The 21,476-nt window shown below is 65.3% G+C and carries 25 protein-coding genes; 12 read left to right on the plus strand and 13 right to left on the minus strand.

What is annotated here, in order from left to right; all coding sequences use genetic code 11:
* Positions 1-17 precede the first annotated feature (17 nt).
* The 10 genes from KUW62_RS00205 (at position 18) to KUW62_RS00250 (ending at position 9,941) form a co-directional block, all read left to right on the plus strand.
* The gene (locus KUW62_RS00205) at positions 18-605 is read left to right on the plus strand and encodes an acyl-homoserine-lactone synthase (RefSeq protein ID WP_224813504.1); all 588 of its coding nucleotides are present in this window, start codon (positions 18-20) and stop codon (positions 603-605) included.
* A 131-nt stretch (positions 606-736) separates the two neighbouring features.
* Entirely contained in the window at positions 737-2,047 is a 1,311-nt protein-coding gene (locus tag KUW62_RS00210) for a replication-associated recombination protein A (RefSeq protein WP_224813505.1), read from the plus strand.
* Between the two features lie 255 nt (positions 2,048-2,302).
* Positions 2,303-2,680, plus strand: a complete 378-nt coding sequence (gene crcB / locus KUW62_RS00215) for a fluoride efflux transporter CrcB (protein ID WP_224813506.1) — start codon at positions 2,303-2,305, stop codon at positions 2,678-2,680.
* A complete protein-coding gene (locus KUW62_RS00220; RefSeq protein ID WP_224813507.1) occupies positions 2,677-3,723 on the plus strand; it encodes an RluA family pseudouridine synthase in 1,047 nt (348 codons plus the stop codon). The genes crcB and KUW62_RS00220 overlap by 4 nt, the downstream gene beginning before the upstream one ends.
* 2 nt (positions 3,724-3,725) lie before the next feature.
* Entirely contained in the window at positions 3,726-4,391 is a 666-nt protein-coding gene (locus tag KUW62_RS00225) for an HAD-IA family hydrolase (RefSeq protein ID WP_224817003.1), read from the plus strand.
* Positions 4,388-5,101, plus strand: a complete 714-nt coding sequence (locus tag KUW62_RS00230; RefSeq protein ID WP_224813508.1) for an ATP12 family chaperone protein — start codon at positions 4,388-4,390, stop codon at positions 5,099-5,101. Before KUW62_RS00225 ends, KUW62_RS00230 begins: the two co-directional genes overlap by 4 nt.
* Before the next feature lie 234 nt (positions 5,102-5,335).
* Complete coding sequence (locus KUW62_RS00235) at positions 5,336-6,367, plus strand: amino acid ABC transporter substrate-binding protein (protein WP_224813509.1); 1,032 nt, start codon at positions 5,336-5,338, stop codon at positions 6,365-6,367.
* Between the two features lie 142 nt (positions 6,368-6,509).
* On the plus strand, positions 6,510-7,799 hold the full coding sequence (locus KUW62_RS00240) for an amino acid ABC transporter permease (RefSeq protein ID WP_224813510.1): 1,290 nt from the start codon (positions 6,510-6,512) through the stop codon (positions 7,797-7,799).
* A 1-nt stretch (position 7,800) separates the two neighbouring features.
* Positions 7,801-9,138 (plus strand): amino acid ABC transporter permease, encoded by a 1,338-nt coding sequence (locus tag KUW62_RS00245; protein ID WP_224813511.1) that lies wholly within the window; start codon positions 7,801-7,803, stop codon positions 9,136-9,138.
* 11 nt (positions 9,139-9,149) lie between these two features.
* Positions 9,150-9,941 carry an amino acid ABC transporter ATP-binding protein gene (locus tag KUW62_RS00250; RefSeq protein ID WP_305038457.1) on the plus strand — a complete coding sequence of 264 codons (792 nt, stop codon included), beginning with the start codon at positions 9,150-9,152 and terminating at the stop codon, positions 9,939-9,941.
* A gap of 86 nt (positions 9,942-10,027) precedes the next feature.
* Here KUW62_RS00250 and KUW62_RS00255 read toward each other — a convergent pair whose 3' ends face one another.
* From KUW62_RS00255 to ttcA, 9 genes are all read right to left on the minus strand, one after another.
* Positions 10,028-10,531, minus strand: a complete 504-nt coding sequence (locus KUW62_RS00255; RefSeq protein WP_224813512.1) for a histidine phosphatase family protein — start codon at positions 10,529-10,531, stop codon at positions 10,028-10,030.
* Entirely contained in the window at positions 10,528-11,178 is a 651-nt protein-coding gene (locus tag KUW62_RS00260; RefSeq protein WP_224813513.1) for a ferredoxin, read from the minus strand. Before KUW62_RS00260 ends, KUW62_RS00255 begins: the two co-directional genes overlap by 4 nt.
* Positions 11,179-11,269: 91 nt before the next feature.
* Positions 11,270-12,127 carry an acetylglutamate kinase gene (gene argB, locus KUW62_RS00265; RefSeq protein WP_224813514.1) on the minus strand — a complete coding sequence of 286 codons (858 nt, stop codon included), beginning with the start codon at positions 12,125-12,127 and terminating at the stop codon, positions 11,270-11,272.
* A gap of 152 nt (positions 12,128-12,279) precedes the next feature.
* Positions 12,280-12,927, minus strand: a complete 648-nt coding sequence (yihA, locus tag KUW62_RS00270; RefSeq protein WP_224813515.1) for a ribosome biogenesis GTP-binding protein YihA/YsxC — start codon at positions 12,925-12,927, stop codon at positions 12,280-12,282.
* Positions 12,924-13,565, minus strand: coding sequence for a CatB-related O-acetyltransferase (locus tag KUW62_RS00275; RefSeq protein WP_224813516.1), 642 nt, complete (start codon positions 13,563-13,565; stop codon positions 12,924-12,926). The genes yihA and KUW62_RS00275 overlap by 4 nt, the downstream gene beginning before the upstream one ends.
* A complete protein-coding gene (locus KUW62_RS00280) occupies positions 13,562-14,311 on the minus strand; it encodes an MOSC domain-containing protein (protein ID WP_224813517.1) in 750 nt (249 codons plus the stop codon). Before KUW62_RS00280 ends, KUW62_RS00275 begins: the two co-directional genes overlap by 4 nt.
* Positions 14,308-16,191 (minus strand): membrane protein insertase YidC, encoded by a 1,884-nt coding sequence (yidC, locus tag KUW62_RS00285; RefSeq protein WP_224813518.1) that lies wholly within the window; start codon positions 16,189-16,191, stop codon positions 14,308-14,310. Before yidC ends, KUW62_RS00280 begins: the two co-directional genes overlap by 4 nt.
* 172 nt (positions 16,192-16,363) lie before the next feature.
* Positions 16,364-17,902, minus strand: coding sequence for a bifunctional diguanylate cyclase/phosphodiesterase (locus KUW62_RS00290; RefSeq protein WP_224813519.1), 1,539 nt, complete (start codon positions 17,900-17,902; stop codon positions 16,364-16,366).
* 75 nt (positions 17,903-17,977) lie between these two features.
* Positions 17,978-18,823, minus strand: a complete 846-nt coding sequence (gene ttcA, locus KUW62_RS00295) for a tRNA 2-thiocytidine(32) synthetase TtcA (protein ID WP_224813520.1) — start codon at positions 18,821-18,823, stop codon at positions 17,978-17,980.
* Between the two features lie 77 nt (positions 18,824-18,900).
* Between ttcA and KUW62_RS00300 the strand changes: the two genes are divergently transcribed.
* Both KUW62_RS00300 and KUW62_RS00305 read left to right on the plus strand, forming a co-directional pair.
* The gene (locus tag KUW62_RS00300; protein WP_224813521.1) at positions 18,901-19,428 is read left to right on the plus strand and encodes a DUF3833 domain-containing protein; all 528 of its coding nucleotides are present in this window, start codon (positions 18,901-18,903) and stop codon (positions 19,426-19,428) included.
* 45 nt (positions 19,429-19,473) lie between these two features.
* Complete coding sequence (locus KUW62_RS00305) at positions 19,474-20,031, plus strand: DUF1353 domain-containing protein (protein WP_224813522.1); 558 nt, start codon at positions 19,474-19,476, stop codon at positions 20,029-20,031.
* Here KUW62_RS00305 and yidD read toward each other — a convergent pair.
* From yidD to KUW62_RS00325, 4 genes are all read right to left on the minus strand, one after another.
* On the minus strand, positions 20,028-20,249 hold the full coding sequence (gene yidD / locus KUW62_RS00310; protein ID WP_224813523.1) for a membrane protein insertion efficiency factor YidD: 222 nt from the start codon (positions 20,247-20,249) through the stop codon (positions 20,028-20,030). The genes KUW62_RS00305 and yidD overlap by 4 nt on opposite strands.
* On the minus strand, positions 20,246-20,650 hold the full coding sequence (gene rnpA / locus KUW62_RS00315) for a ribonuclease P protein component (protein ID WP_224813524.1): 405 nt from the start codon (positions 20,648-20,650) through the stop codon (positions 20,246-20,248). Before rnpA ends, yidD begins: the two co-directional genes overlap by 4 nt.
* A gap of 10 nt (positions 20,651-20,660) precedes the next feature.
* The gene (rpmH, locus tag KUW62_RS00320; protein ID WP_025311815.1) at positions 20,661-20,798 is read right to left on the minus strand and encodes a 50S ribosomal protein L34; all 138 of its coding nucleotides are present in this window, start codon (positions 20,796-20,798) and stop codon (positions 20,661-20,663) included.
* 122 nt (positions 20,799-20,920) lie between these two features.
* Complete coding sequence (locus KUW62_RS00325) at positions 20,921-21,421, minus strand: DUF523 domain-containing protein (RefSeq protein ID WP_224813525.1); 501 nt, start codon at positions 21,419-21,421, stop codon at positions 20,921-20,923.
* Between the last annotated feature and the right edge of the window lie 55 nt (positions 21,422-21,476).

A 21,476-nucleotide genomic window follows, 5' to 3' on the forward strand; every position in this document is an offset into this window, starting at 1 on the left:
CCTCACAGGAGGCGCATATGCAAAGCACGACCCTTTCGTTCGACAACTTCTACAATCACGGCCCGCTTTTCACCAACATGCTGCGGGCAAGGCACCGGACCTTCATCGAGGAGAAGGGCTGGGAAATCCCGTCCGAGGAGGGGATGGAGTTCGACCAATATGACACGGCGCAAAGCCGGTGGGTTTGTGTCCATGACGGGACGCGGGTTCTGGCGGGTGTGCGGCTGACGCCCACCACGGCGTCGTGCGGGATTTATAGCTACATGGTGCGCGATGCGCAGCGGGGCTTGCTGGACGCGATCCCGGCCAACCTGCTGGACGAGACCGCGCCAATTGCCGAGCATATCTGGGACGCGAACCGCCTTTTCGTCGCCGAGGGGGTGGAGACCGATATCCGCCGCGATGTGCAGCTGTCGCTGATGGGGCACATGGTGCGCTCGGCCCGCGCGTTGGGGGCCACGACGCTTCTGGGGCTTCTGCCCATCGGCATCCCGCGGCTGGGGCGCCGGTTGGGGATCGACATGGAGCCGGGCGGGCCGGTGATGAAGATCGGCGGCGTGGCGCATCGGTGCTACTTTGTCTCGATGGCCTCGAAGATGCATTGAGGCGGGAGAAGGGTGTGCTTATCACGCGTGATAAGCAGGCCTAAGTGATTGCAAATAAGCTATAAAGACGATTTCCTTCATACTTTCTTAAGCCTTGCCGCCCCTTTGGCAGGGGCGTAGCCTTGTGCATCATGGCTGATCTGTTCGACACATCTGCGGCGGCGCAGGACGCGCCGAAAGGGCCGCGCCCTTTGGCGGACCGGCTACGGCCTGCCACACTGTCCGAGGTCATCGGGCAGAGCCATATTCTGGGGCCGGAGGGCAGTTTGCGGGTGATGCTGGACAGTGGATCGCTGTCCTCCCTCATCTTCTGGGGGCCGCCGGGGGTGGGCAAAACGACCATCGCGCGCCTGCTGGCCGACGAGACGGACCTGCATTTCGTCCAGATCAGCGCGATTTTCACCGGTGTGCCGGATCTGCGGAAAGTGTTCGAGGGTGCGAAATTGCGCCGTCAGAACGGCAAGGGCACGCTTTTGTTCGTCGACGAAATCCACCGCTTCAACAAAGCGCAGCAGGACAGCTTCCTGCCGCATATGGAGGATGGCATGATCCTTCTGGTCGGCGCGACGACCGAGAACCCTTCCTTCGAGTTGAACGCCGCCGTTATGTCCCGCAGCCAAGTGATGGTGCTGGAGCGGCTTGGCGACGACGATCTTGAGGCGCTGCTTCAGCGGGCCGAGGCGGAGCTGGATCGCACGCTGCCTTTGCTGCCCGATGCGCGGATCGCGCTGCGTGAAATGGCGGATGGGGACGGGCGGTCGCTTCTGAACCTTGTCGAGCAGGTGGCCGCGTGGAAGGCGGAGCCGTTGGACACCAAGGCGCTGGGCGCGCGGTTGCAACGGCGCGCGGCGCAATACGACAAGTCGGGCGATGTCCATTACAACCTGATCTCCGCCCTGCACAAATCGGTGCGCGGGTCGGACCCGGATGCGGCGCTTTACTGGTTCGCGCGGATGCTGGAGGGCGGCGAGGACCCGAGGTACCTGGCGCGGCGGATCACGCGCATGGCGGTGGAGGATATCGGGCTGGCCGACCCACAAGCGCAGCGCATGTGCCTGGATGCGTGGGAGACGTACGAGCGATTGGGCTCGCCCGAAGGGGAATTGGCGCTGTCTCAGGCTTTGATCTACCTGGCGCTCGCGCCCAAATCGAACGCGAATTACGTGGCCTACAAGGCGGCGCGGGCGAGTGCGAAATCCACCGGGTCGGCGATGCCGCCCAAGCATATCCTTAACGCGCCGACGGCGATGATGAAGGATCAGGGTTATGGCAAGGGATATGCCTATGACCACGACCACGAGGACGGGTTTTCCGGGGCGAATTACTTTCCCGATACGATGTCACGGGCGCGGTTCTTCGAGCCGAAGGAGCGCGGGTTCGAGCGGGAGTTGAAGAAGCGGGTGGAGTGGTTCGACGGGTTGCGGAAGAAGCGCGGGACGTGATCGGGCGGCGGGACGTGGCCCGCCCTACGGTTGTGTGAAGCGATCAGCCGGTTAACAGCGGCGCAGCCGCCCGGCCATCGTCGGGCCCTCCCTCGGCCCGGCGATTTCGGTGAGGCGTGGACTGCCGTTCAGTGAGGCGCGTTGGTTCGGCGGGCATAAAGGGGCGGGCGCAACCGGCGGGATCGCCGGTCCAGGACCCGACGCCGGCCTCGTCCGCCCGTTGACATCCCCGCCCGCGCGCCGCATCCCACGCCCATGATTGCTGTCCTGCAAGTTGCCCTTGGCGGCGCATTCGGCTCCGTGCTGCGATACCTGACCGGGTTAGGGGTGATCCGCGTCTTCGGGATCGGTGCATTCCCCGTGCCGATCCTGTTGGTCAACGTGATCGGGTCGTTCCTGATGGGCCTGTTCGTCGTCATCGCCGCGCATCGCGGGCTGACGCATCTGTCGCCGCTGGTGATGACCGGCTTTCTGGGCGGGTTCACCACATTCTCCGCCTTTTCGCTGGAGACGATGACGCTTTATGAGCGTGGCGATTACGGCTTGGCGGCGCTTTATGTCGGGCTGTCGGTGGGGCTGTCGATCCTTGGCCTGGCGGCGGGGCTCTGGGTGGCGCGGGGGATGGTGGCATGAGCGGTGTTCAGACCCTTGAAGTCGGCCCCGATGACGGGGATCAGCGGCTGGACCGGTGGTTTCGCCGCATCTTTCCCCATATCCCGCAGGGTCGGATCGAGAAGATGTGCCGCAAGGGGGAAATCCGCGTCGATGGCGGGCGGGTGAAAAGCTCAACTCGCCTTGAACCGGGTCAGCAGGTGCGCATCCCGCCTCTGCCCGATGGCGAGGCGCCCGCACCCGCGCGGGCCGCCCGGATTTCGGAGGCCGATGCGGAGATGATGCGCAAGGCCGTGATCTATCGCGACGACCATATCCTTGCGCTCAACAAGCCTGCGGGCCTGCCCACGCAAGGTGGCACGGGTCAAACGCGGCATGTGGACGGCCTGTCGGAGGTGTTGAGCTTCGGCTACGACGAGAAGCCGCGCCTTGTGCATCGGCTGGACAAGGACACATCGGGCGTTCTGCTGATGGCGCGCACGCGGATGGGGGCCAAGGCCCTGACCGATGCGTTCCGGGCGCGGGAGACGCGCAAGATCTATTGGGCCGCCGTGGCGGGCACGCCGCTGCCGAAGATGGGGACGATCAAGTACGGGCTGGTGAAGGCCCCCGGCCACGGGCGCGGCGGAGAGAACGAGAAGATGCGCGCGGTGATGCCCGACGAGGTGCGCCATGTCGAAGGCGCCAAGCGGGCGGAGACGGACTACGCCGTGCTGTCGAACCTGGGCGGGCGCGTTTCGTGGTGTGCTCTGGTGCCGATCACGGGCCGCACCCACCAGCTGCGCGCCCATATGGCGGAGCTTGGGCATCCGATTATCGGGGACGGAAAATACGGCGGATCGGGGCAGGAGAATTTGGGCGACGGTTGGGGCGCGCAACTGGGCGGAGAGATCAGCCGCAAGCTGCATCTGCACGCGCGGTCGCTGACGCTGACCCATCCGATGACGGGGGCGGTGGTGAACCTGATCGCACCCTTGTCGGACCACATGGCCAAGACATGGGACACGCTGGGCTGGCATCCGTCCGACGTGCCCGCCGATCCGTTCGAGGAGGCGACGTTTTGACCCTGCGGCTGGTGATCTTCGACGTGGACGGGACGCTGGTGGACAGCCAGGGGCATATCCTTGCCTCCATGGAGGGCGCGTTTCGGGCCCATGGCCTGCCGGTGCCGCCGCGCGAGGCGATTCTGTCGATCGTGGGCCTGTCCCTGCCGGAGGCGTTCGTGCGGCTGGTGCCGGATCACGCACATCTGCGCGACGACCTGACCGCCGCCTACAAGGACACGTTCGCGTCGCTCAGGATGTCGGGGGCGGCGCAATCGCCGCTTTATCCCGGCGCGGCGGAGGTCCTGGCGGAATTGGCCGCGCAGCCCGACACGCTTCTGGGGGTCGCCACCGGCAAATCGCGGCGCGGGCTGGATCACCTGATCGAGCTGCACGGGTGGGAGCGGACGTTCCAAAGCGTGCAGGTCTCAGACCACCACCCGTCCAAGCCGCATCCGTCGATGGTGCTGAGCTGTCTGTCGGAGACGGGTGTGGAGGCGGGCGATGCGGTGATGGTCGGCGACACGAGTTTCGATATGGAGATGGCGCGGGCGGCGTGCGTGCGCGGGATCGGCGTCGGCTGGGGCTATCACCCGGCGGCGGAGCTGCGCGATGCGGGGGCCGTGGCGGTCTTGTCGGACTTCGCCGAATTGCCCGCCGCGACACGAGAGGGTTGGGCCTGCGCATGACGGAATGGAAGGCGAAACGGTTCTGGACGGAGACCGCTGTCGTGGCGGTGGAGGGCGGCTTCCAGGTGGCGCTGGACGGCAAGATGCTCAACACGCCGGGCAAGCGCCCGCTGGTGATGCCGACCCGCGCCCTGGCCGAGGCGGTGGCACAGGAATGGGACGCGCAGGAGGGGGAGATCAGGCCCCAGGAGATGCCGTTCACCCGCTGCGTCAATTCGGCCGTGGAGCGGGTCGTGCCGCAGCACGCGGCGGTGGCGGACATGCTTGCGGGATACGGAGAGACCGATCTTCTGTGCTACCGCGCGGAGGGGCCGGAGGCGCTGACGCAACGTCAGGCGGAGGCGTGGGATCCGCTTCTGCACTGGGCCAGGGAAACCTATGACGCGCCGCTTGCGATCACCGCGGGCATCGTGCCGGTGGCGCAACCGGCGCGCTCCATCGAAAACCTGTCGGCGGCGGTCCATGGCACGGATGCTTTTGCCCTGGTCGCGCTGCATGATCTGGTGACGTTGACCGGGTCACTGGTGCTGGGTCTTGCGGTGTCCCGGCAGCGTGTGAATGCCGCGCAAGCCTTTGATCTCAGCCGAATCGACGAAGACTGGCAGATCGAGCAATGGGGCCGCGATGAAGAGGCTGACGCGGCCGCAGAGGCCCGAAAGGCGCAATTGCTGCAGGCCGAAGAATTCTGGGCCGCCTGCTTTGCCAAGTGACGCCGCGCTGGGCAGCCCCCGGATAGCATTGCGCAATTTATGACCAAATGCCCGATCTGCACGCGCTAACACAGTGTTTCTGCGCGGCGTTCCCTGTGTGTTGCCCTTGACCTTATGCTTCAGATTTGCCCATTTTGGCGACGGCGAGGGTTACAACAGGCCCTCCCGGCATATGCCAAGGCCCGACGGACACGAAAGATGTTCCGACGGGCGGTCCCACAGGAAGAGGTAAAAATGAAAAAATCCGTATTTCTCGGCACACTCGCAGTCGCTGGTGTCGCTGCAGGTTACGCGGCAGCGGACGCCCATGCGGGCGGCACGCTGGCTCAGGTCCAGGAACGTGGTACGCTGAATTGCGGCGTCACCACCGGCCTGACCGGTTTCGCGGCACCTGACGCGAACGGCGAATGGCAGGGCTTTGACGTCGGCGTCTGCCGCGCCGTGGCCGCCGCCGTTCTGGGCGACGCGAACGCAGTCGAATTCGTTCCGACCACCGGTCAGACCCGCTTCACCGCGCTGGCCTCCGGCGAGATCGACATGCTGGCACGCAACACCACGTGGACGTTCTCTCGTGACGTCGACCTGGCGTTCGAATTCGTCGGCATCAACTACTACGACGGTCAGGGCTTCATGGTTCCCCGTGACCTCGGCGTGTCCTCCGCGCTGGAACTGGACGGCGCAACCGTCTGCATCCAGACCGGCACCACGACCGAACTGAACCTTGCTGACTTCTTCTCCTCGAACAACATGAGCTACGAGCCCGTGCCGATCGAGACCAACGCGGAAGCACAGCAGCAGTACCTGGCCGGTGCCTGCGACGTCTACACCACCGACGCATCGGGCCTGGCCGCAACGCGCGCCACGTTCGAAGACCCGTCGGCGCACGTCGTTCTGCCCGAGATCGTCTCCAAAGAGCCGCTCGGCCCGCTGGTTCGCCATGGCGACCACGAGTGGGGCGATGTCGTTCGCTGGACGCTGAACGCACTGATCGCAGCGGAAGAGCTGGGCGTGACCTCGGCCAATGTCGGCGATATCGCCGGTTCCACCGAGAACCCGGAAATCCGTCGCCTTCTGGGCACCGAGGGTGAACTGGGCGCGATGCTCGGCCTCGAAGCGGACTGGGCTGCCAACGCCATCGCGGCTGTCGGCAACTACGGTGAGCTGTTCGAAGGCAATATCGGCGAATCCACCCCGATCGGTCTGGCCCGTGGCCTGAACGCTCAGTGGACCGATGGTGGCCTGCTCTACAGCCCGCCGTTCCGGTAAGATCCAATAGGAAAGGGCGCGAACGTGAAGTTCGCGCCCTTTTCGCATTCAACGACAAGTGCGCCGCACCACAGACACATACAAGGCCGCATAGACGGCCCGGACAAGCGGCAAGCACATTCCAACGACAGGGGGCCACACGATGGCAACGATGACCGACCCGCCGGCAGAGGCGTTTCGTATAAGCCAGCTTATCTACGACACGCGGTATCGGTCGATGACCATTCAGGTCGTCGCGTTCATCCTTATCATGGCGGGCCTTGTCTGGCTGGCCAACAATGCAGTTCAGAACCTGAGCGCCTTGGGCAAGGATTTCGATTTCGGCTTCCTGCAAAGCCGCGCCGGGTATGACATCAACCAGCGGCTGATCGAATACACCAACGATTCGACCCATGGCCGCGCCGCGATCGTCGGCATCCTCAACACCCTTCTGGTGGCCTTCCTGGGCTGTATCACCGCCACGATCCTTGGCGTGCTTGCGGGTGTTCTGCGCCTGTCGAAGAACTGGATCGTCGGGCGCCTGATGACCGTTTATGTCGAAGGGTTCCGCAACATTCCGCTGCTGCTCTGGATCATCGTGATCTTCGCGATCATGACCGAAGGCATGCCGCAGCCCCGCGATTTCCGGGGGGACGAGCCCGAGGCCACGATGAGCGTGTTCGGCTCCGTCGCCGTGACCAACCGGGGTGTCTATATCCCCAATATCCTGTTCACCCGCTCCCTTGGCGGCAACGAGATGTCGGAGGCCGCCGACGGGGTGGAGGCCGCAATCGTGCCCGCCGCCAGCTTCGGCGACTGGGCGTTGATCCTTGCGGTTCTGGTGGCAGGCATCGTCGGGGCCGGGGCCATCGCCCGCTGGGCCAAGGCCAAGCAGGAGGCGACCGGGATAAGACCGCCGGGGGTGTTCTGGATGCGCGCGGCGGCCATCATCGTGCCGGTCGCGATCGTCTTCGTGGCGCTGGGGGCCACGCTGGATTACCCGAGATTGCAGGGCTTCAACTTCACCGGCGGCATTCATCTGCGCAACGCGCTGATCGCCCTGTGGTTCGCCTTGTCGCTTTATACAGGCGCCTTCATCGCCGAGATCGTGCGAGCCGGTATCCTGTCGGTCAGCAAGGGTCAGACGGAGGCGTCGAGCGCGCTTGGAATGCGGCCGAGCTGGACCATGAACCTCGTGATCCTGCCGCAGGCGCTGCGGGTCATCATCCCGCCGCTGATTTCGCAATTCCTGAACCTGACCAAGAACTCGTCGTTGGCTTTGGCGGTGGGGTACATGGACGTGCGGTCCACCCTGGGCGGGATCACCATCAACCAGACGGGCCGCGAATTGGAGGGGATGCTGCTTCTGGGCACGTTCTACCTGATCACGTCGCTGCTGATCTCGGCGGTGATGAACGTCTACAACAACTCCGTCAAACTGAAGGAGCGCTGATATGAGCGAGTTGCACTCGGAAACCAGCCTCCAGACGGCCTATGTCCGCACGGAGATGCTGCCCGAACAGACCCCGCCGGTGACGGCTGCGGGTCCGGTGAAATGGGTGCGGGAGAACCTGTTCTCCTCCATCCCCAACGCGCTGATGACCATCGTGTCGATCTACGTGATCTACGTGGTGCTGGCGGCGATCCTTCCGTGGATGGTGAACGGCATCTGGGATGCCGGATCGTTGAGCGAGTGCCGGGAAATCCGCGACGCCCGCTATGGCCCGCTGGATGGCCACGGCGGCGGCGTTGCGTGCTGGGCCGTTCTTGTGGACCGGTGGGACCAGCTGATGTTCGGCTTCTACCCGCCCGAGCTTTACTGGCGCGCGGTTCTGGCCTTCGTGCTGTTCTTGGCCGCGATCGCGCCGGTGCTGTATGACAGCCTGCCGCGCAAGCTGCTGATCCTGACCGCGGCGATGCCGTTCCTGTGCTTCTGGCTTCTGTGGGGCGGGTCGATCTGGGCGCCGATCATGGTGGCGCTTGGCTTCGTGCTGGGCTGGGCCGTGATCAAGTTCGGGGCGCTGAGCCTGGGCGCGATGACATCCACGATCCTCGCCATCGTTGTGCCGATCCTCTACTGGTTGTTCGTCATGGGCCCGCTGATCGACCTGCTGAACGCGATCCTGCCCATCGGCATTCAGTCGGTGCAGTCGCGTGAATTCGGCGGCTTCCTTCTGGCCTTCGTGATCGGCGCGTCGGGGATCATCCTGTCGATGCCGCTGGGCGTGGTGCTGGCGCTGGGCCGGCAATCGGACCTGTTCATCATCAACAAGTGCTCGGTCATCTTCATCGAGGTGATCCGGGGTGTGCCGCTGATCGTGTGGCTGTTCACCGCGCAGCTGCTGCTGGGCTACTTCCTGCCGCCGGGGTCCAACTTCGACCTGATGGTGCGGGTCATCATCATGGTGACGCTCTTCTCCTCGGCCTATATCGCGGAGGTGATCCGGGGTGGCCTCGCCGCCTTGCCACGGGGGCAGTATGAGGGGGCAGACAGCCTTGGCCTGAACTACTGGCAGTCCATGCAGTTGATCATCCTGCCTCAGGCGCTGAAAATCTCGATCCCCGGGATCGTGTCGTCGTTCATCGGTCTGTTCAAGGACACCGTTCTGGTGGTCTTTATCGGTCTGTTCGACCCGATCGGTTTCTCCAACGCAATCCGCGCAGATACCGATTGGAATGGCATCTACTGGGAATTGTTCATCTTTATCGGGCTGTGCTTCTTCATCTGTTGCTTCGGTATGTCCCGTTATTCGCAATGGCTTGAGCGCAAGCTCGCAACCGATCACCGCTGAGGAGATAACTCATGGTAAATACAGCAGAAGATCGCGCGATCGACCGGTCGCAAATGACCGTCTCCGACGAGGTGGCGATCGAGATCCAGAACATGAACAAGTGGTACGGCACGTTCCACGTTCTGCGCGACATCAACCTGACCGTGCAGCGCGGCGAACGGATCGTGATCTGCGGCCCGTCGGGCTCCGGCAAGTCGACGCTCATCCGGTGCATCAACGCGCTGGAGGAGCATCAGCAGGGCTCCATCACGGTGGACGGCACGCTTCTGTCCAACGACCTCAAGAACATCGACAAGATCCGGTCGGAGGTTGGCATGTGCTTTCAGCACTTCAACCTGTTCCCGCATCTGACGATCCTTGAGAACTGCACGCTCGCGCCGATCTGGGTCCGCAAGACGCCCAAGAAGGAAGCCGAGGAAACGGCGATGCATTTCCTCAACAAGGTGAAGATCCCCGAACAGGCCGACAAGTATCCCGGCCAGCTTTCGGGCGGTCAGCAGCAGCGTGTGGCCATCGCGCGGTCGCTGTGCATGCGTCCACGCATCATGCTGTTTGATGAGCCGACCTCGGCCCTTGACCCGGAGATGATCAAGGAAGTGCTCGATACGATGATCGAGCTGGCCGAAGAGGGTATGACGATGTTGTGCGTGACCCACGAGATGGGCTTTGCCCGTCAGGTCGCCAACCGCGTGATCTTCATGGATGCGGGCCAGATCGTCGAACAAAACGAGCCGGAGGAGTTCTTCACGAACCCCAAATCCGAGCGGACGCAATTGTTCCTGAGCCAGATCCTGGGTCACTGAACGCCCGCCTATCGGTGGTGGGTTGTACCCCACCCGACGGCCAAGACACGCCCGTCCCCGAGAAAGGGGGTGGGCGTTTTTCGTTGTCAGTCCGGGTCCGGCAGGTCACGCGGGGTGACGAAATGCATGACATTGCCATGGCCGATGTCCTGCCAGCCCGGTGCCGCGAATTGCAGAATTGTCGTGGCCCCGGTCGGGTATTGCGCGAAGCGGTTGTCCGCTGGCGAGGCGTCGGCCAAGTGCCAGGCCAGCGCGCCGATACCGGGATTATGGCCGATCATGGCGACCGCCCGACCGGGTGCCTCGTGCAGCGCGGCAAGCATCGCCTCAGGCTCCGCCAAATAAAGCGCGCGGGAATAGGTGACTTCCGGTTTTGCCGGCAGGTGATCCGCGATGCCCGCCCAGGTCTGCTTTGTTCGCATCGCGTCAGAGCAGAGCACATGGTCCGGCACGATGTCCTGCGCCGCCAACCACGCACCGATGCGCGGGGCGGAGCGTTGGCCGCGCGGGTTCAGGGGACGCGCGTGGTCGCCCGTGGAGCCGTCCCAATCGGATTTGCAATGGCGGATCAGGATGAGCGTCAGGGTCATGGGTGGAAGCTCCGCATGTGGAACGCCGATTGGGCCGGGTCGCGGCCATGGGATTTCGACACGGGGCAGGCGCGGCGCACTTTGCAACCATTGTCCATGCAATCGGCCCCGGCGGGCGTGTCGAGGAAGGCGTGGCAGGCGGCGGTGTCGTAGCCGTCCTCGGTCAGTGCATCGACGGGGCAGGCATCCTCGCACGGGGCCGCGCAGATCAGGCACGGCGTGATGGGCGGCGGCGGCAGATCCAGCCGATCCGGGAAGGCGAGCGCACCGCGGAACGAGGTCATCAGGCCCTGTTCGTCGTGGACCAGGAGGGAGACGGGGCTTTTGTGGATGCGGCCCGTGGCTTGCGCCCATCCGATGAATGGCAGGAACGGCGGGCCGCCGAAGGGGAAGAGCGCCGCAGCGCCGGTCGCGTCCGCCAGCGCCCCAATGACACGGGTGGACCACCGGTCCATCGGGTCCGGATCGCCGTCGGCATATTCAGACGATGCGTGGAAATGCGGCCAGAAGCCCGGCGCCTGCGGCCCGATCAGAAGGAGTGTTCGCGTGCCGTCGGGGAGGTGCGGATCGCCGTCGGGGTGGAACCCGCCGAGGATCGCCAGATACTCCGCGCCCGCGCGGCTTTCGATATCGGCAAACGCTGTCATCGGGGCAGCTTGGCGTGTCCGGTGGGGCGCGGCAAGGGTGAGGTTGCGGGCGATCAGCCTGTGACCGGAGCCCGGCGCATAATGGCGGCGGTCAGGCCCGGATCATGGAGCCCGCGCCGTGTTCGGTGAAGAGTTCCAGAAGCACGGCATTGGGCACGCGGCCATCGACGATGGTGCAGGCGCGCACGCCCGCGCGCACGGCGGCGATGGCGGTTTCCGTCTTGGGGATCATGCCGCCCGCGATCGTGCCGTCGGCCGTCATCGCGTCGACATCCGCCGTGGTCAGTTCGGTCACCACGTCGCCATCGGCGTTCTTGACGCCCGCCACGTTGGTCAGCAGCAACAGGCGGTCGGCCTGGAGGGCGGCGGCGATGGCCCCCGCGGCGGTGTCGCCGTTGATATTGAACGTCTCCCCGTTGCGGCCAAGGCCCAGGGGGGCGACGACGGGGATCATGTCATCCTCGAAGAGGTTGTTGAGGACGGCCGGATCGACCTGCGTCGGCTCACCCACGAAGCCCAGATCGGGATCGGCCGGGTCGCAGATGATGAGGTTGGCATCCTTGCCCGACAGGCCCACGGCGCGGCCGCCCTGGGCGTTGATCGCCTGCACGATGCGCTTGTTGACGCGGCCCGACAGGACCATTTCCACCACCTCGACCGTGGCGGCATCGGTGACGCGCTTGCCGCCTTTGAAGGCGCTTTCGATGTTCAGCTTGGCCAGCATGTCGTTGATCATCGGTCCGCCGCCATGGACCACGACCGGGTTCACGCCGACCTGCCGCAGCAGCACCATGTCGCGGGCGAAGGAGGCCATTTCCGCGTCGTCGCCCATGGCATTGCCGCCGAATTTCACGACGACGACGGCATCGTTGAAGCGTTGTAGATAGGGCAGCGCCTCGGACAGGGTGCGGGCGGTGGCAAGGTCGTCGCGGGACATTTGTGTTCTCATGGGGCGGGGGCCGGTTCTGGTGCTGTGGCGCCTAGGGTATGGCGGGGAGGACCCGGGGGCCAGCCCGTCGTCCATGGTTCTTGCCTCGATGGCGCAAAAAAAGGACGGCCCGTGGAGATATTTTCGAAGCAAAGACAGCAGGTGCGGGCGCTTCACAGGGTGGCGATGGCGGCGCGGAGCGTTGGGATTCCGGTGCCTTTCTCCGACGAGGTCTCGATGATCTCGGGGAAGGCGGCGGGGTGTTTGGCAAGCGCGTCGCGGGTGCGTTTGAGGGCGGCATCGCGATCGCGGCCCTTGACCTTGTCGGCCTTGGTGAGCACCGCCTGGAACGGCACGGCGGCGCTGTCGAGGAGCGACATGATCTCCTCGTCCACGGCCTTCACGCCGTGGCGTCCGTCGATGAGCACGAAGGCGCGGCGCAGATTGGCGCGACCTTGCAGGTAGGCTTTGAGAAGCGCCTGCCATTGCTGGACCACGGGCAGCGGCGCTTCGGCAAAGCCATAACCGGGCAGGTCCACGAGGAAGTGGCTATCGGCGAGGGTGAAAAAGTTGATCTCCTGCGTGCGGCCCGGCGTGTTGGAGGCCCGCGCGAGGCCCTTGCGCCCGGTCAGCGCGTTGATCAGCGTCGATTTCCCGACATTGGAGCGGCCCGCGAAACAGACCTCGATCCGGTCGGCATCGGGCAGGCCGTCCATCGCCACGACGCCCTTGAGGAAATCGGTATTGCCGGCAAAGAGCTTGCGGCCCCGTTCGGCTGTCGCTTCATCCGGGGCGTCGGCAAGGGGGAAGGGCAGGCTCATGTCGCGGCCTCCAATAGCGCGAGGTCGGCCCCGCGGATTGCGTTGAGGTTACGGGTGATCCGGTCGACGGGCCAGTCCCACCACGCAATGTCCAGAAGCCGCGCGATGGTTGCGGGATCGAAGCGGGTTCGGACGGGCCGCGCCGGGGAGCCGGCAACGATGGTGAAGGGTGCGACATCGCGCGAGACAACCGCGCGCGCCGCGATGATCGCGCCGGCACCCACCTGCATCCCCGGCATTATGACGGCGCCGTTGCCGATCCAGACATCCGGCCCGATCACCGTGTCGCCGCGGCCTTCCGCGTTCACATCGACAGAGGAGAAACCCTGTTTCCAATCATCCGAGAAGATGTCGAAGGGAAACGTCGAATGGCCGCCCATGGCGTGATTTGCGCCATCCATGATGAAGGTCGTGCCGGTGGCCAGCGCGCAGAACGGCCCGATGATCAGCTTCGAGGGTGAGAACTCGAAATGATAAAGCACGTTGCGGTCGAAGAAATGCTCCGGCCCGTCGGGATCGTCGTAATAGGTGAAGCGCCCGATCTCGACCCGGTCGCGGTCCTTGGCCAGGGGGGCCAGAAATGCGACCTGCCGGGTGAAGGCGAGCGGGTGGGGGATGTCGGGGTCGGGACCGCTCATGCCAGTGTGACGGTATCGCCCGCCGTGACCATGCCGCCCGTCCGCACCATGGCGTAGACACCGAAATCCTCGTGCCCCCAGCCGTCGGAGAGGGCGCGGAGCGTATTGGCGTCGCGCTTGCCGGTCTCGGGGTTCGCCTCCGTCGCGCGGCAGCGTGTGATGCGCTCCACCACCTCAAGCCGGGCGTCGCCGATGGCAAGCGTCTTGCCCACAAGGTCGAATTCCTCCCACGGGTCGAGGCCGTCGATCCAGAGATTGCCCCGGAAGCGGCGCGGGTCGAGGTCCTGGCCCAGTTTCTGCGACAGCGCGCGCAGGGAGGCGCAGTTGAGGACCGACACGGAGGCGAAGGGGGCATCGGACATGCCTTCGGCGGGCGATTTGACCAGGGCCGCGGCAGGGGCGCGGCTGTCGGGATAGATCGGGGCGAGCCAGTCGAACAGCGCCTGGGGGTCCGCGTCGGGCCGGATGGAGATGTCGGGCCGGTCCGGATGAGCGAGGAGGATCACCTCGTCGCCCGGCGGGCCATCCACGTTGCAGGTGATTGCCATCAGCGATGGCCCCTTGGCCCCGCGCAGGAAGTTGCGGCAGGACCGCCAGCCATCCGTCGCATCGCCGCCGGCCTCCAGCACCGCCCAGGCCCTGTCCAGCGGCAGAGGCAGGCCCGGGCTCAGGTCGATCCGGCGCACCCGCTCCGCCCCGATGCCCTTGATGGGGTAGCGCCAGATCTGGTCCAGCGCCCCATTCATTTCTCGGCCGGTTTCTTGCGGGAGAAGCTCTTGCGGATATTGCCGAACACGTCCGGTTTGAACCCCTGGCTGCGCATGATGAGGTATTGCTGGGTGAAGGTCAGCGTGTTGTTCGCGATCCAGTAGACGAGCAGACCGCTGGCGAAAGTTCCCAGCATGAACATGAAGACCCAGGGCAGCCACGCAAAGATCGCGGCCTGTGTCGGATCGGTGGGGGCCGGGTTCAGCTTTTGCTGCAACCACATGGAAATGCCCAACAGGATCGGAAGGATGCCGATGAAGATCAGCGCCATGAACGATTCCGGGTCCGGCGCGGCGTTGGGCAGAAGGCCGAAGAGGTTGATGATGGACGAGCTGTCGGGCGCGGAAAGGTCATTGAGCCAGCCGAAGAACGGCGCGTGGCGCAGCTCCAGCGTGACGAAAATCACCTTGTAGAGCGAGAAGAAGATCGGGATCTGCAACAGGATCGGAAGACAGCCGCCCGCCGGGTTCACCTTGTTCTTCTTGTAAAGCTCCATCATGCCGCGCTGGAGCTTCTCTCGGTCGTCGCCCGCGCTTTCCTTCAGCTTCTCGATCTCGGGCTGAAGCTCCTTCATCTTGGCCATGGACACGTAGGAGCGGTAGGCCAGCGGGAAGAGGATCGCCTTGACGATCAGCGTCAGCGCGATGATGGCGAGGCCCATATTCCCGATCTGAAGGTTCAGCCAGTGCAGGAGCCAGAAGAGCGGTTTGGTCAGGAAGTAGAACCAGCCCCAGTCGATGGAATCGATGAAACGGGCGACCTGCGGGCGGTCGGGGTCGTTTTCCGCCCCGAACAGCGCCGCGATGAAGCCGGGTTCGGCATTCTCGTAATAGCTGATCGTCTCCGCCTCTTTCGCGCCGGCGAAGAGGTTGGTGGTGACTTCCGCAGTCTCGCCCGCGGCGATGACCATGGCGGGCAGGCGTGCTTCGGTCTGGTAGATGTCGGCGTTGGGGACGTATTTCACGACCGAGATGAAGGGCTGGTCGTTGGCGGGGATCAGCGTCGTCATCCAGTATTTGTCGGTGAAGCCGATCCAGCCATTGGCCTCCACCGCGACGATCTCGGCCGGGACGCCTTCGCGCGCGACGACATCGAGGTCGGGCAGGTCGGAATAGCCGATCTCGCTCAATTCTCCATCGGCTTTGCGCACCACGCCTTCGTGGAGGATGAAGAAGTTCTGCAGATCCGAGGGCAGGCCGTGGCGGGCCACGATGCCGTAGGGGGCCAGGGTGACATCCTCGCCGGTCGTGTTTTCGACCGATTGGGTGACTTCGAACATGTAGGCGTCGTCGATGGCGATCGTGCGGCGGAAGATCAGGCCGCCGCCATTGTCCCAGACCAGTGTGATCGGCGTCTCGGGCGTCAGCGTCTCGCCGCTTTCCAGCTCCCACGGGGTGTCGGAGGTGGGGACGTCGTCATAGGTGAGCCCGGCGGACGGGGTCCAGCCATAGAGCGCGTAATAGGGATCTTCGCTGCCCACGGGCGACAGGAGGCGGACGATTTCGTCGCCGTCGACCTCGGTGAAGTAGTTGCGCAGGGCGAGGTCGTCGATCCGGCCCCCGAGCAAAGAGATGGAGCCTTCGACGGACGGGGTGTCGATGTCGATCCGGGCGGCCTCGCTCAACGCGACTTCGGTGGGGCTTTCCGGGGCGGCGCCGGTTGCAGGGTCGGCGACGGTGCCGACCGGCGGGGTCAGCGCGATGTCGGTATCGGTGACGTCGACCGGGGTTTCCGCGGAAGGCGGCAGGGCATTCGGGTCCTCGATCGGGTCGGGCGGCGGGAACAGGAGGAACCACACGAGGATGACCACGAAGCTCAGGCCCGTGGCGAGGATCAGGTTTCTGTTCTGATCGTCCATGTTGCCGATATTCCTCCGATGAAACCCTTGCGAAACAGGCATGCGGGCCGCGCCAGGGGTGGCACGGCCAAGTCTCCGGGGTTCAACAGATTGGGGCGCGGAAGGTCAAGGGGCAAAAGGGGCGCGTGTTGTCGCGCGGGCGGTCTGGACGCGCGCGAAACGGGGGCGGATTTCAGCCCCGGCGGCGGTCGTCGAGGCGGATCGTCTTGCCCGAGGCCGAATGGGCGCGGGCCCAATCGGCCACTTGGTCGCCGCGCATCGGATGGCCGAGGTAAAAGCCCTGCAAGACGTCGCATCCCAGGTCGACGAGTTTCTCGAGCTCCTGCGGGGTTTCCACGCCGCTGGCCAGCGTGGAGATCCCCAACGCCTGCGCCATGGCGATGATGGCGGCGACGGCATCGGCCTGTTGGGCGTCCGTTTCCACACCAAGGGTGAACGGTCGGGCGATCTTGATCCGGTCCACGCCGAAGCGTTGCAGCACCGGGAAGGAGGTCGCGCCAAGCCCGAAGCCATCGAGGTCGATCCTGTGCCCGTCCTCTTTCAACTGCACCAGCGTGGCAATCACCGTGTCATCGTCGGCCTTCACCGCGTCGGGTTCGGAGATTTCCAGCCGGATGCGGGCAGGGTCGATGCCGAAGCGCGCCAGTTCGGCCTGAAGCGTCGTGATCAGGCCGCCATCGTGCATTTCACCGCAGGACAGATTGATGGAGAGTTCCGGGACCGGGGCATGCGCCTTGTCCCAATCGGCCAGCGCGGTCAACGCCTGGTGGATCAGGGTCTGGCCCAGGGCGGGCATCTGGCCCGATGCCTGCACCGCGTCCATGAAATCCTTCGGCCCCATCAGCCCGTGCTTGGAATGCTGCCAGCGCGCGAGCGTCTCCATCCCAGTGATGGCGCCGGTGCGGGCGCAGATCTGTGGCTGGAACCACGCCGTGATCGCGCCGTCGTGCAGCGCCGGTTCAACCTCCGACGCGAGGTCGGCGCGCATGACACGCGCGCGCCCCATCCCGGCGGCGTAGGCCCGGATCGCGCCGGGGCCGTGAACCACAGCCTCCCCCAACGCGGCCTCTGCGGCGCGGAATGTCGTGGCGGCGGGGTCGGAGCCGCGGCGCAGAAGGGCCGTGTGACCGATGCTTGCCGACAGGCGCGTGACCGTGCCGTTGAGCGGGATCGGCTCCACCAGGACCTGCGCCAAGCGCGCGGCGATCGCGTCACGCAGGCTGAGCCGGGCGGACGGCAGCGGGGCCAGCGTGATCCCGAAGCGCGAATCGCCGAGACGCACCAGCATGTCGCCGTTGCGCAAGGCCGCGCGCAACCGATCCTCCGACCGGGCCATGAGGTCTTCGCAGGTGTCGTGGCCCCATCGGTCGACGAGGTCGGTCCATTCGTCGATCTGCACGAGGAAACAGGCGGTGTCGCGACCATCCATGGCGGCAATGCGGTCGAGCATGGCGGTCAATCCCGGTCGCCCGACATCCGCGCCGCGATCGCCTTGGGGCAAGCCCATGTCCCGCCGGCCCAGAAGGATCGCCAACGCCAGCAGGCCGGAGACGCCGAATGCGGTGACCAGTGCGATATTGTCGAAACCGAGCCAATAGGCCGCGAGGGTCAGGACCGGAAAAAGGGCCAGAACCTCGATCCGGCCAAGCGCGGCCGACACGGTGTTCCCGGCGCGCGCCGTCCAGTTCAAATCCCGCAGGTCGTCCGCCATCCGATGCCTCCAAACCATCCTGTCACCGCAATGGCGTAAGGCAGGGAAGCGACCCAAGGCTTAACGGCGCGGGGCCTAATCGTTCAAATTGTCGGGATCGCGCGGGCCAAGGGTGGCGAAATCGAACAGAGCCGGGTCCAGAAGGTGCGAGGGCCGGGCGTTCATGAGCGCGGAGAACATCTTGCCGCGTCGACCGGGGGACCGGGCCTCCCACCCGTCCAGCATTGCCTTAATCTGCTGGCGTTGCAGGCCATCTTGCGACCCGCACAGGTCGCACGGAATGATCGGGTAGGTCATGGCGCGGGCGAAGGCCTCGCAATCGGCTTCGGCCACGTGGGCGAGCGGGCGCAGCACCATCAGATCGCCCTCGTCATTTACCAGTTTCGGGGGCATCGTCGCCAGCTTGCCGCCGTGGAAGAGATTGAGGAAGAAGGTCTCAAGGATATCGTCGCGGTGGTGGCCGAGCACGACGGCGGAACACCCCTCCTCCCGCGCGATGCGGTAAAGGTTGCCGCGACGCAGGCGCGAGCACAGCGCGCAATAGGTCCGACCGGCAGGCACCTTGTCGACGACAATGGAATATGTGTCTTGGTATTCTATGCGGTGGGGCACGCCCATCCGCTCCAGAAACTCCGGCAGGACCGTCGCGGGGAAGCCGGGTTGGCCCTGATCAAGATTGCAGGCCAGAATATCGACCGGCAGAAGCCCGCGCCATTGCAGCTCCGTCAGGACGGCCAGCAGGGTATAGCTGTCCTTGCCGCCCGACAGGCAGACCAGCCAGCGGTCGCCCTTGCGCACCATTCCATACCGCTCCACCGCCTCCCGCGTGTCGCGGATGATGCGCTTGCGCAGTTTGCGGAACTCGGTGGTCTTCGGCGCGCCGTGGAACAGCGCATGGATGTCATCGGGATCGTCGAGCATGGCGATGCGATAGGGCCTGCACCGGGCGGGCGTCAAGGTGGCTTGCCGGGGGACGGCGCGGGATTAGGTACGAGGGCATGGTGAAGAAAATCCTGATCGTGCTGGCGCTTGTCAGCCTCGCGGCCTGCGGGCGGCCGTCGCTGGGCGACCCGACCTTGTCCGGCCGGCAGTTGAACCTTGAGGAGTTCTTCGACGGTCGTCTGACGGCCTACGGACAGTTTCAAGACGTGTTCGGAGAGGTCCGTCGCCGGTTCGAGGTGGACATTCGCGGCACCTGGGACGGGCAGACCCTGCGGCTGGTGGAGGATTTCGTCTACGATGACGGATCGACCGAACAGAGGATCTGGACCTTGCAGCAGACCGGAAATGGCGGCTGGCAGGGCACCGCGCCGGGCGTCATCGGCGTGGCCACGGGGCAGGAGGTCGGCGATACCTTCAACTGGACCTACACCATCGACCTGCCGCTGCCGGACCGTGACCCGCTGCGTGTGACCTTCGATGACTGGATGTGGCTGCTGAGCGAGGATCGCGTGCTGAACCGCGCCTATATGAGCCGCTTCGGTGTTCCGATCGGCGAGGTTATCATCACGTTCGAGCGGCACTGACTTCGCGCGGGGACGTGCTAGGCTGCCCCAGTTGGGAGGCCCGCCATGGCATATCGGTTTGATCATCCATCGCTGCCCGTCGACCCCTATCCCGCCCAGTGGGAGGATGTCGGCCCGGCCGCGCCGTTGGACAGCGACGAAACGCTGGTCCTTCTGCGGACGCCCGCCATGGTGCTGGACCGCGCGGGGGCGGAGGATGGCAGCTATATCGTCGCGCGACCCTATACGATCGTGGTGGAGGTTGATGCGGCCCCGTGGCCGATCACGGTGCCGCAAGGCATGATTACCGACCTCACCTCCGTCCCGCGACCATTGCGGTGGGTGGCCGGGCGCGTGGGCCCGTGGCTGGAAGCGGCGATCGTGCACGATTACCTCTATATCGCGTGGCAGGATTTCGGCGATCGCGCGCCGCAGGGCAGGGATCGCCAATTCGCCGACCTGGTCATGCTGGAGATGATGGATTGGGCGCGGGTCGGTGTGCTGCGCTGGCTCATCTTTGCGGCTGTGCGGGCCTTTGGCGGGGCAAGTTTCCGGCGTCGGATCGAAGATCGCTACGCCGAGGTGCCGCCGATTGGGCCGGGCTTTGCCCTGCCGCGCGGTTAATCCGGCACGTTGTCGATCCCCGATCCGCCCCAGGGATGACATCGGGAGATGCGGCGCGCGGCAAGCCAGCCGCCCTTGATCGCGCCGTGTTTGCGCAACGCCTCCATCGCGTAGGTGGAGCAGGTGGGCGTGTAGCGGCAATTGCTGCCGATGAGGGGCGAGATCACAAGGCGGTAGAAGCGGATCGGAAGCGACAGAAGGAATGCGAACGGGCTCATCCATGGACCTTTCGCAGGGCGCGCGACAGGTCGGCCTTCATGGCGGAGAAATCGTGGGTGGCCGTCGCCTCCGCCCTTCCGATCAAGACGTAATCCCAGCCCGCGTGGCCCTCGGCGGGCAGGATCGCGCGCGCAATCTCTCGCAGGCGGCGTTTCGCACGGTTTCGGGTCACGGCATTGCCGACCTTCTTGGAACAGGTGAAGCCCACGCGAATCGCCTCCGGGGCGTCGGGCGCCTCGTCCGCGGCCCGTTGGCGGGCTTGCAGAAGGAAAGCGGGCATCGGGATGCGTCTTGCCTTGGCCGCGCGCAGGAAATCGGCGCGCTTTTGCAAGGTGACAAGCTTGGGGACGACAAAAAGCCCCGACGAGGCGGCGCTCGACGGGGTCAGATCATCAGCCATGACAGGCGTTTCAGGCGCTGAGCGACTTCCGACCGCGGGCGCGGCGGGCGTTCAGGATCTTGCGGCCAGCTTTCGTGGCCATCCGCGCACGGAACCCGTGGCGGCGCTTGCGCACGAGGTTCGAGGGCTGGAACGTGCGTTTGGACATGGGTCTCGCTCCGTCTGGTCTGGGCCGGAGGGCGGGGTGAACCGCGCCTCGAACGGCGGAATCTCAGTTGAAGGCTGGGCAATAGGCAATGGCGGGGGCGCTGTCAACAAAGGGAGGCGGGTTTATCCGGCATTTTCCGCCATCTCTATCGCGCGCGCCAGGTCGCCCAGACGTTCCTGGGTGAAGACCTGCACCCCGGCGGCACGCAGGCGGGCGGCCACCACGCCCTCGCCCTCGTGCTTCTGGCCATCGAAATGCCCGCCATGGACGAAGGTGGAGCCGCAAGACGGGCTGCCATCGGTCAGCAGGGCGAAGCGGATGTTCTGCTCGCGCGCGACCTCGACTGCCAAATCCGCGCCGGCCACGAAGGGGGCGGTGACGATCCCGCCCTCCTTGTCGATCACGTGTGCGCGCCCTTCCAGGACGTCCTGCGCGGACGCCCCGGATTCGATTTCCGCCGGAAGCCGGGGCGAGGGCAGGCCCGCGGCCATTTCAGGGCACATGCTGACCAGCCGCCCCTCGGCCCGCCATGTGGCGAGGATCTGATCGTCGAGCGTCTTGGCATTGCCGTCGTAGCGGACGCGCGCGCCCAGCAGGCAGGAGCTGACGAAGATCTTTTCCATCACGGCGTCCACTTTTGAAACAATGTCCGGGCGTTTTGTTACGGCAACCCCATGC

It is taken from the genome of Hasllibacter sp. MH4015, from assembly GCF_020177575.1.
GTDB lineage: Bacteria > Pseudomonadota > Alphaproteobacteria > Rhodobacterales > Rhodobacteraceae > Gymnodinialimonas.

What these genes read in the sequence shown, in the direction of transcription:
- yidD (WP_224813523.1), bottom strand. Translation starts at nt 20,249, where the DNA reads ATGAGCCCGTTCGCATTCCTTCTGTCGCTTCCGATCCGCTTCTACCGC.
- ttcA (WP_224813520.1), bottom strand. Translation starts at nt 18,823, where the DNA reads ATGCTCGACGATCCCGATGACATCCATGCGCTGTTCCACGGCGCGCCG.
- crcB (WP_224813506.1), top strand. Translation starts at nt 2,303, where the DNA reads ATGATTGCTGTCCTGCAAGTTGCCCTTGGCGGCGCATTCGGCTCCGTG.
- KUW62_RS00230 (WP_224813508.1), top strand. Translation starts at nt 4,388, where the DNA reads ATGACGGAATGGAAGGCGAAACGGTTCTGGACGGAGACCGCTGTCGTG.
- KUW62_RS00305 (WP_224813522.1), top strand. Translation starts at nt 19,474, where the DNA reads ATGGCATATCGGTTTGATCATCCATCGCTGCCCGTCGACCCCTATCCC.
- KUW62_RS00240 (WP_224813510.1), top strand. Translation starts at nt 6,510, where the DNA reads ATGGCAACGATGACCGACCCGCCGGCAGAGGCGTTTCGTATAAGCCAG.
- yidC (WP_224813518.1), bottom strand. Translation starts at nt 16,191, where the DNA reads ATGGACGATCAGAACAGAAACCTGATCCTCGCCACGGGCCTGAGCTTC.
- KUW62_RS00300 (WP_224813521.1), top strand. Translation starts at nt 18,901, where the DNA reads ATGGTGAAGAAAATCCTGATCGTGCTGGCGCTTGTCAGCCTCGCGGCC.
- KUW62_RS00255 (WP_224813512.1), bottom strand. Translation starts at nt 10,531, where the DNA reads ATGACCCTGACGCTCATCCTGATCCGCCATTGCAAATCCGATTGGGAC.
- KUW62_RS00275 (WP_224813516.1), bottom strand. Translation starts at nt 13,565, where the DNA reads ATGAGCGGTCCCGACCCCGACATCCCCCACCCGCTCGCCTTCACCCGG.
- rnpA (WP_224813524.1), bottom strand. Translation starts at nt 20,650, where the DNA reads ATGGCTGATGATCTGACCCCGTCGAGCGCCGCCTCGTCGGGGCTTTTT.
- rpmH (WP_025311815.1), bottom strand. Translation starts at nt 20,798, where the DNA reads ATGTCCAAACGCACGTTCCAGCCCTCGAACCTCGTGCGCAAGCGCCGC.
- KUW62_RS00280 (WP_224813517.1), bottom strand. Translation starts at nt 14,311, where the DNA reads ATGAATGGGGCGCTGGACCAGATCTGGCGCTACCCCATCAAGGGCATC.
- argB (WP_224813514.1), bottom strand. Translation starts at nt 12,127, where the DNA reads ATGAGAACACAAATGTCCCGCGACGACCTTGCCACCGCCCGCACCCTG.
- KUW62_RS00325 (WP_224813525.1), bottom strand. Translation starts at nt 21,421, where the DNA reads ATGGAAAAGATCTTCGTCAGCTCCTGCCTGCTGGGCGCGCGCGTCCGC.
- KUW62_RS00260 (WP_224813513.1), bottom strand. Translation starts at nt 11,178, where the DNA reads ATGACAGCGTTTGCCGATATCGAAAGCCGCGCGGGCGCGGAGTATCTG.
- KUW62_RS00205 (WP_224813504.1), top strand. Translation starts at nt 18, where the DNA reads ATGCAAAGCACGACCCTTTCGTTCGACAACTTCTACAATCACGGCCCG.
- KUW62_RS00220 (WP_224813507.1), top strand. Translation starts at nt 2,677, where the DNA reads ATGAGCGGTGTTCAGACCCTTGAAGTCGGCCCCGATGACGGGGATCAG.
- KUW62_RS00210 (WP_224813505.1), top strand. Translation starts at nt 737, where the DNA reads ATGGCTGATCTGTTCGACACATCTGCGGCGGCGCAGGACGCGCCGAAA.
- KUW62_RS00250 (WP_305038457.1), top strand. Translation starts at nt 9,150, where the DNA reads ATGGTAAATACAGCAGAAGATCGCGCGATCGACCGGTCGCAAATGACC.
- yihA (WP_224813515.1), bottom strand. Translation starts at nt 12,927, where the DNA reads ATGAGCCTGCCCTTCCCCCTTGCCGACGCCCCGGATGAAGCGACAGCC.
- KUW62_RS00245 (WP_224813511.1), top strand. Translation starts at nt 7,801, where the DNA reads ATGAGCGAGTTGCACTCGGAAACCAGCCTCCAGACGGCCTATGTCCGC.
- KUW62_RS00290 (WP_224813519.1), bottom strand. Translation starts at nt 17,902, where the DNA reads ATGGCGGACGACCTGCGGGATTTGAACTGGACGGCGCGCGCCGGGAAC.
- KUW62_RS00235 (WP_224813509.1), top strand. Translation starts at nt 5,336, where the DNA reads ATGAAAAAATCCGTATTTCTCGGCACACTCGCAGTCGCTGGTGTCGCT.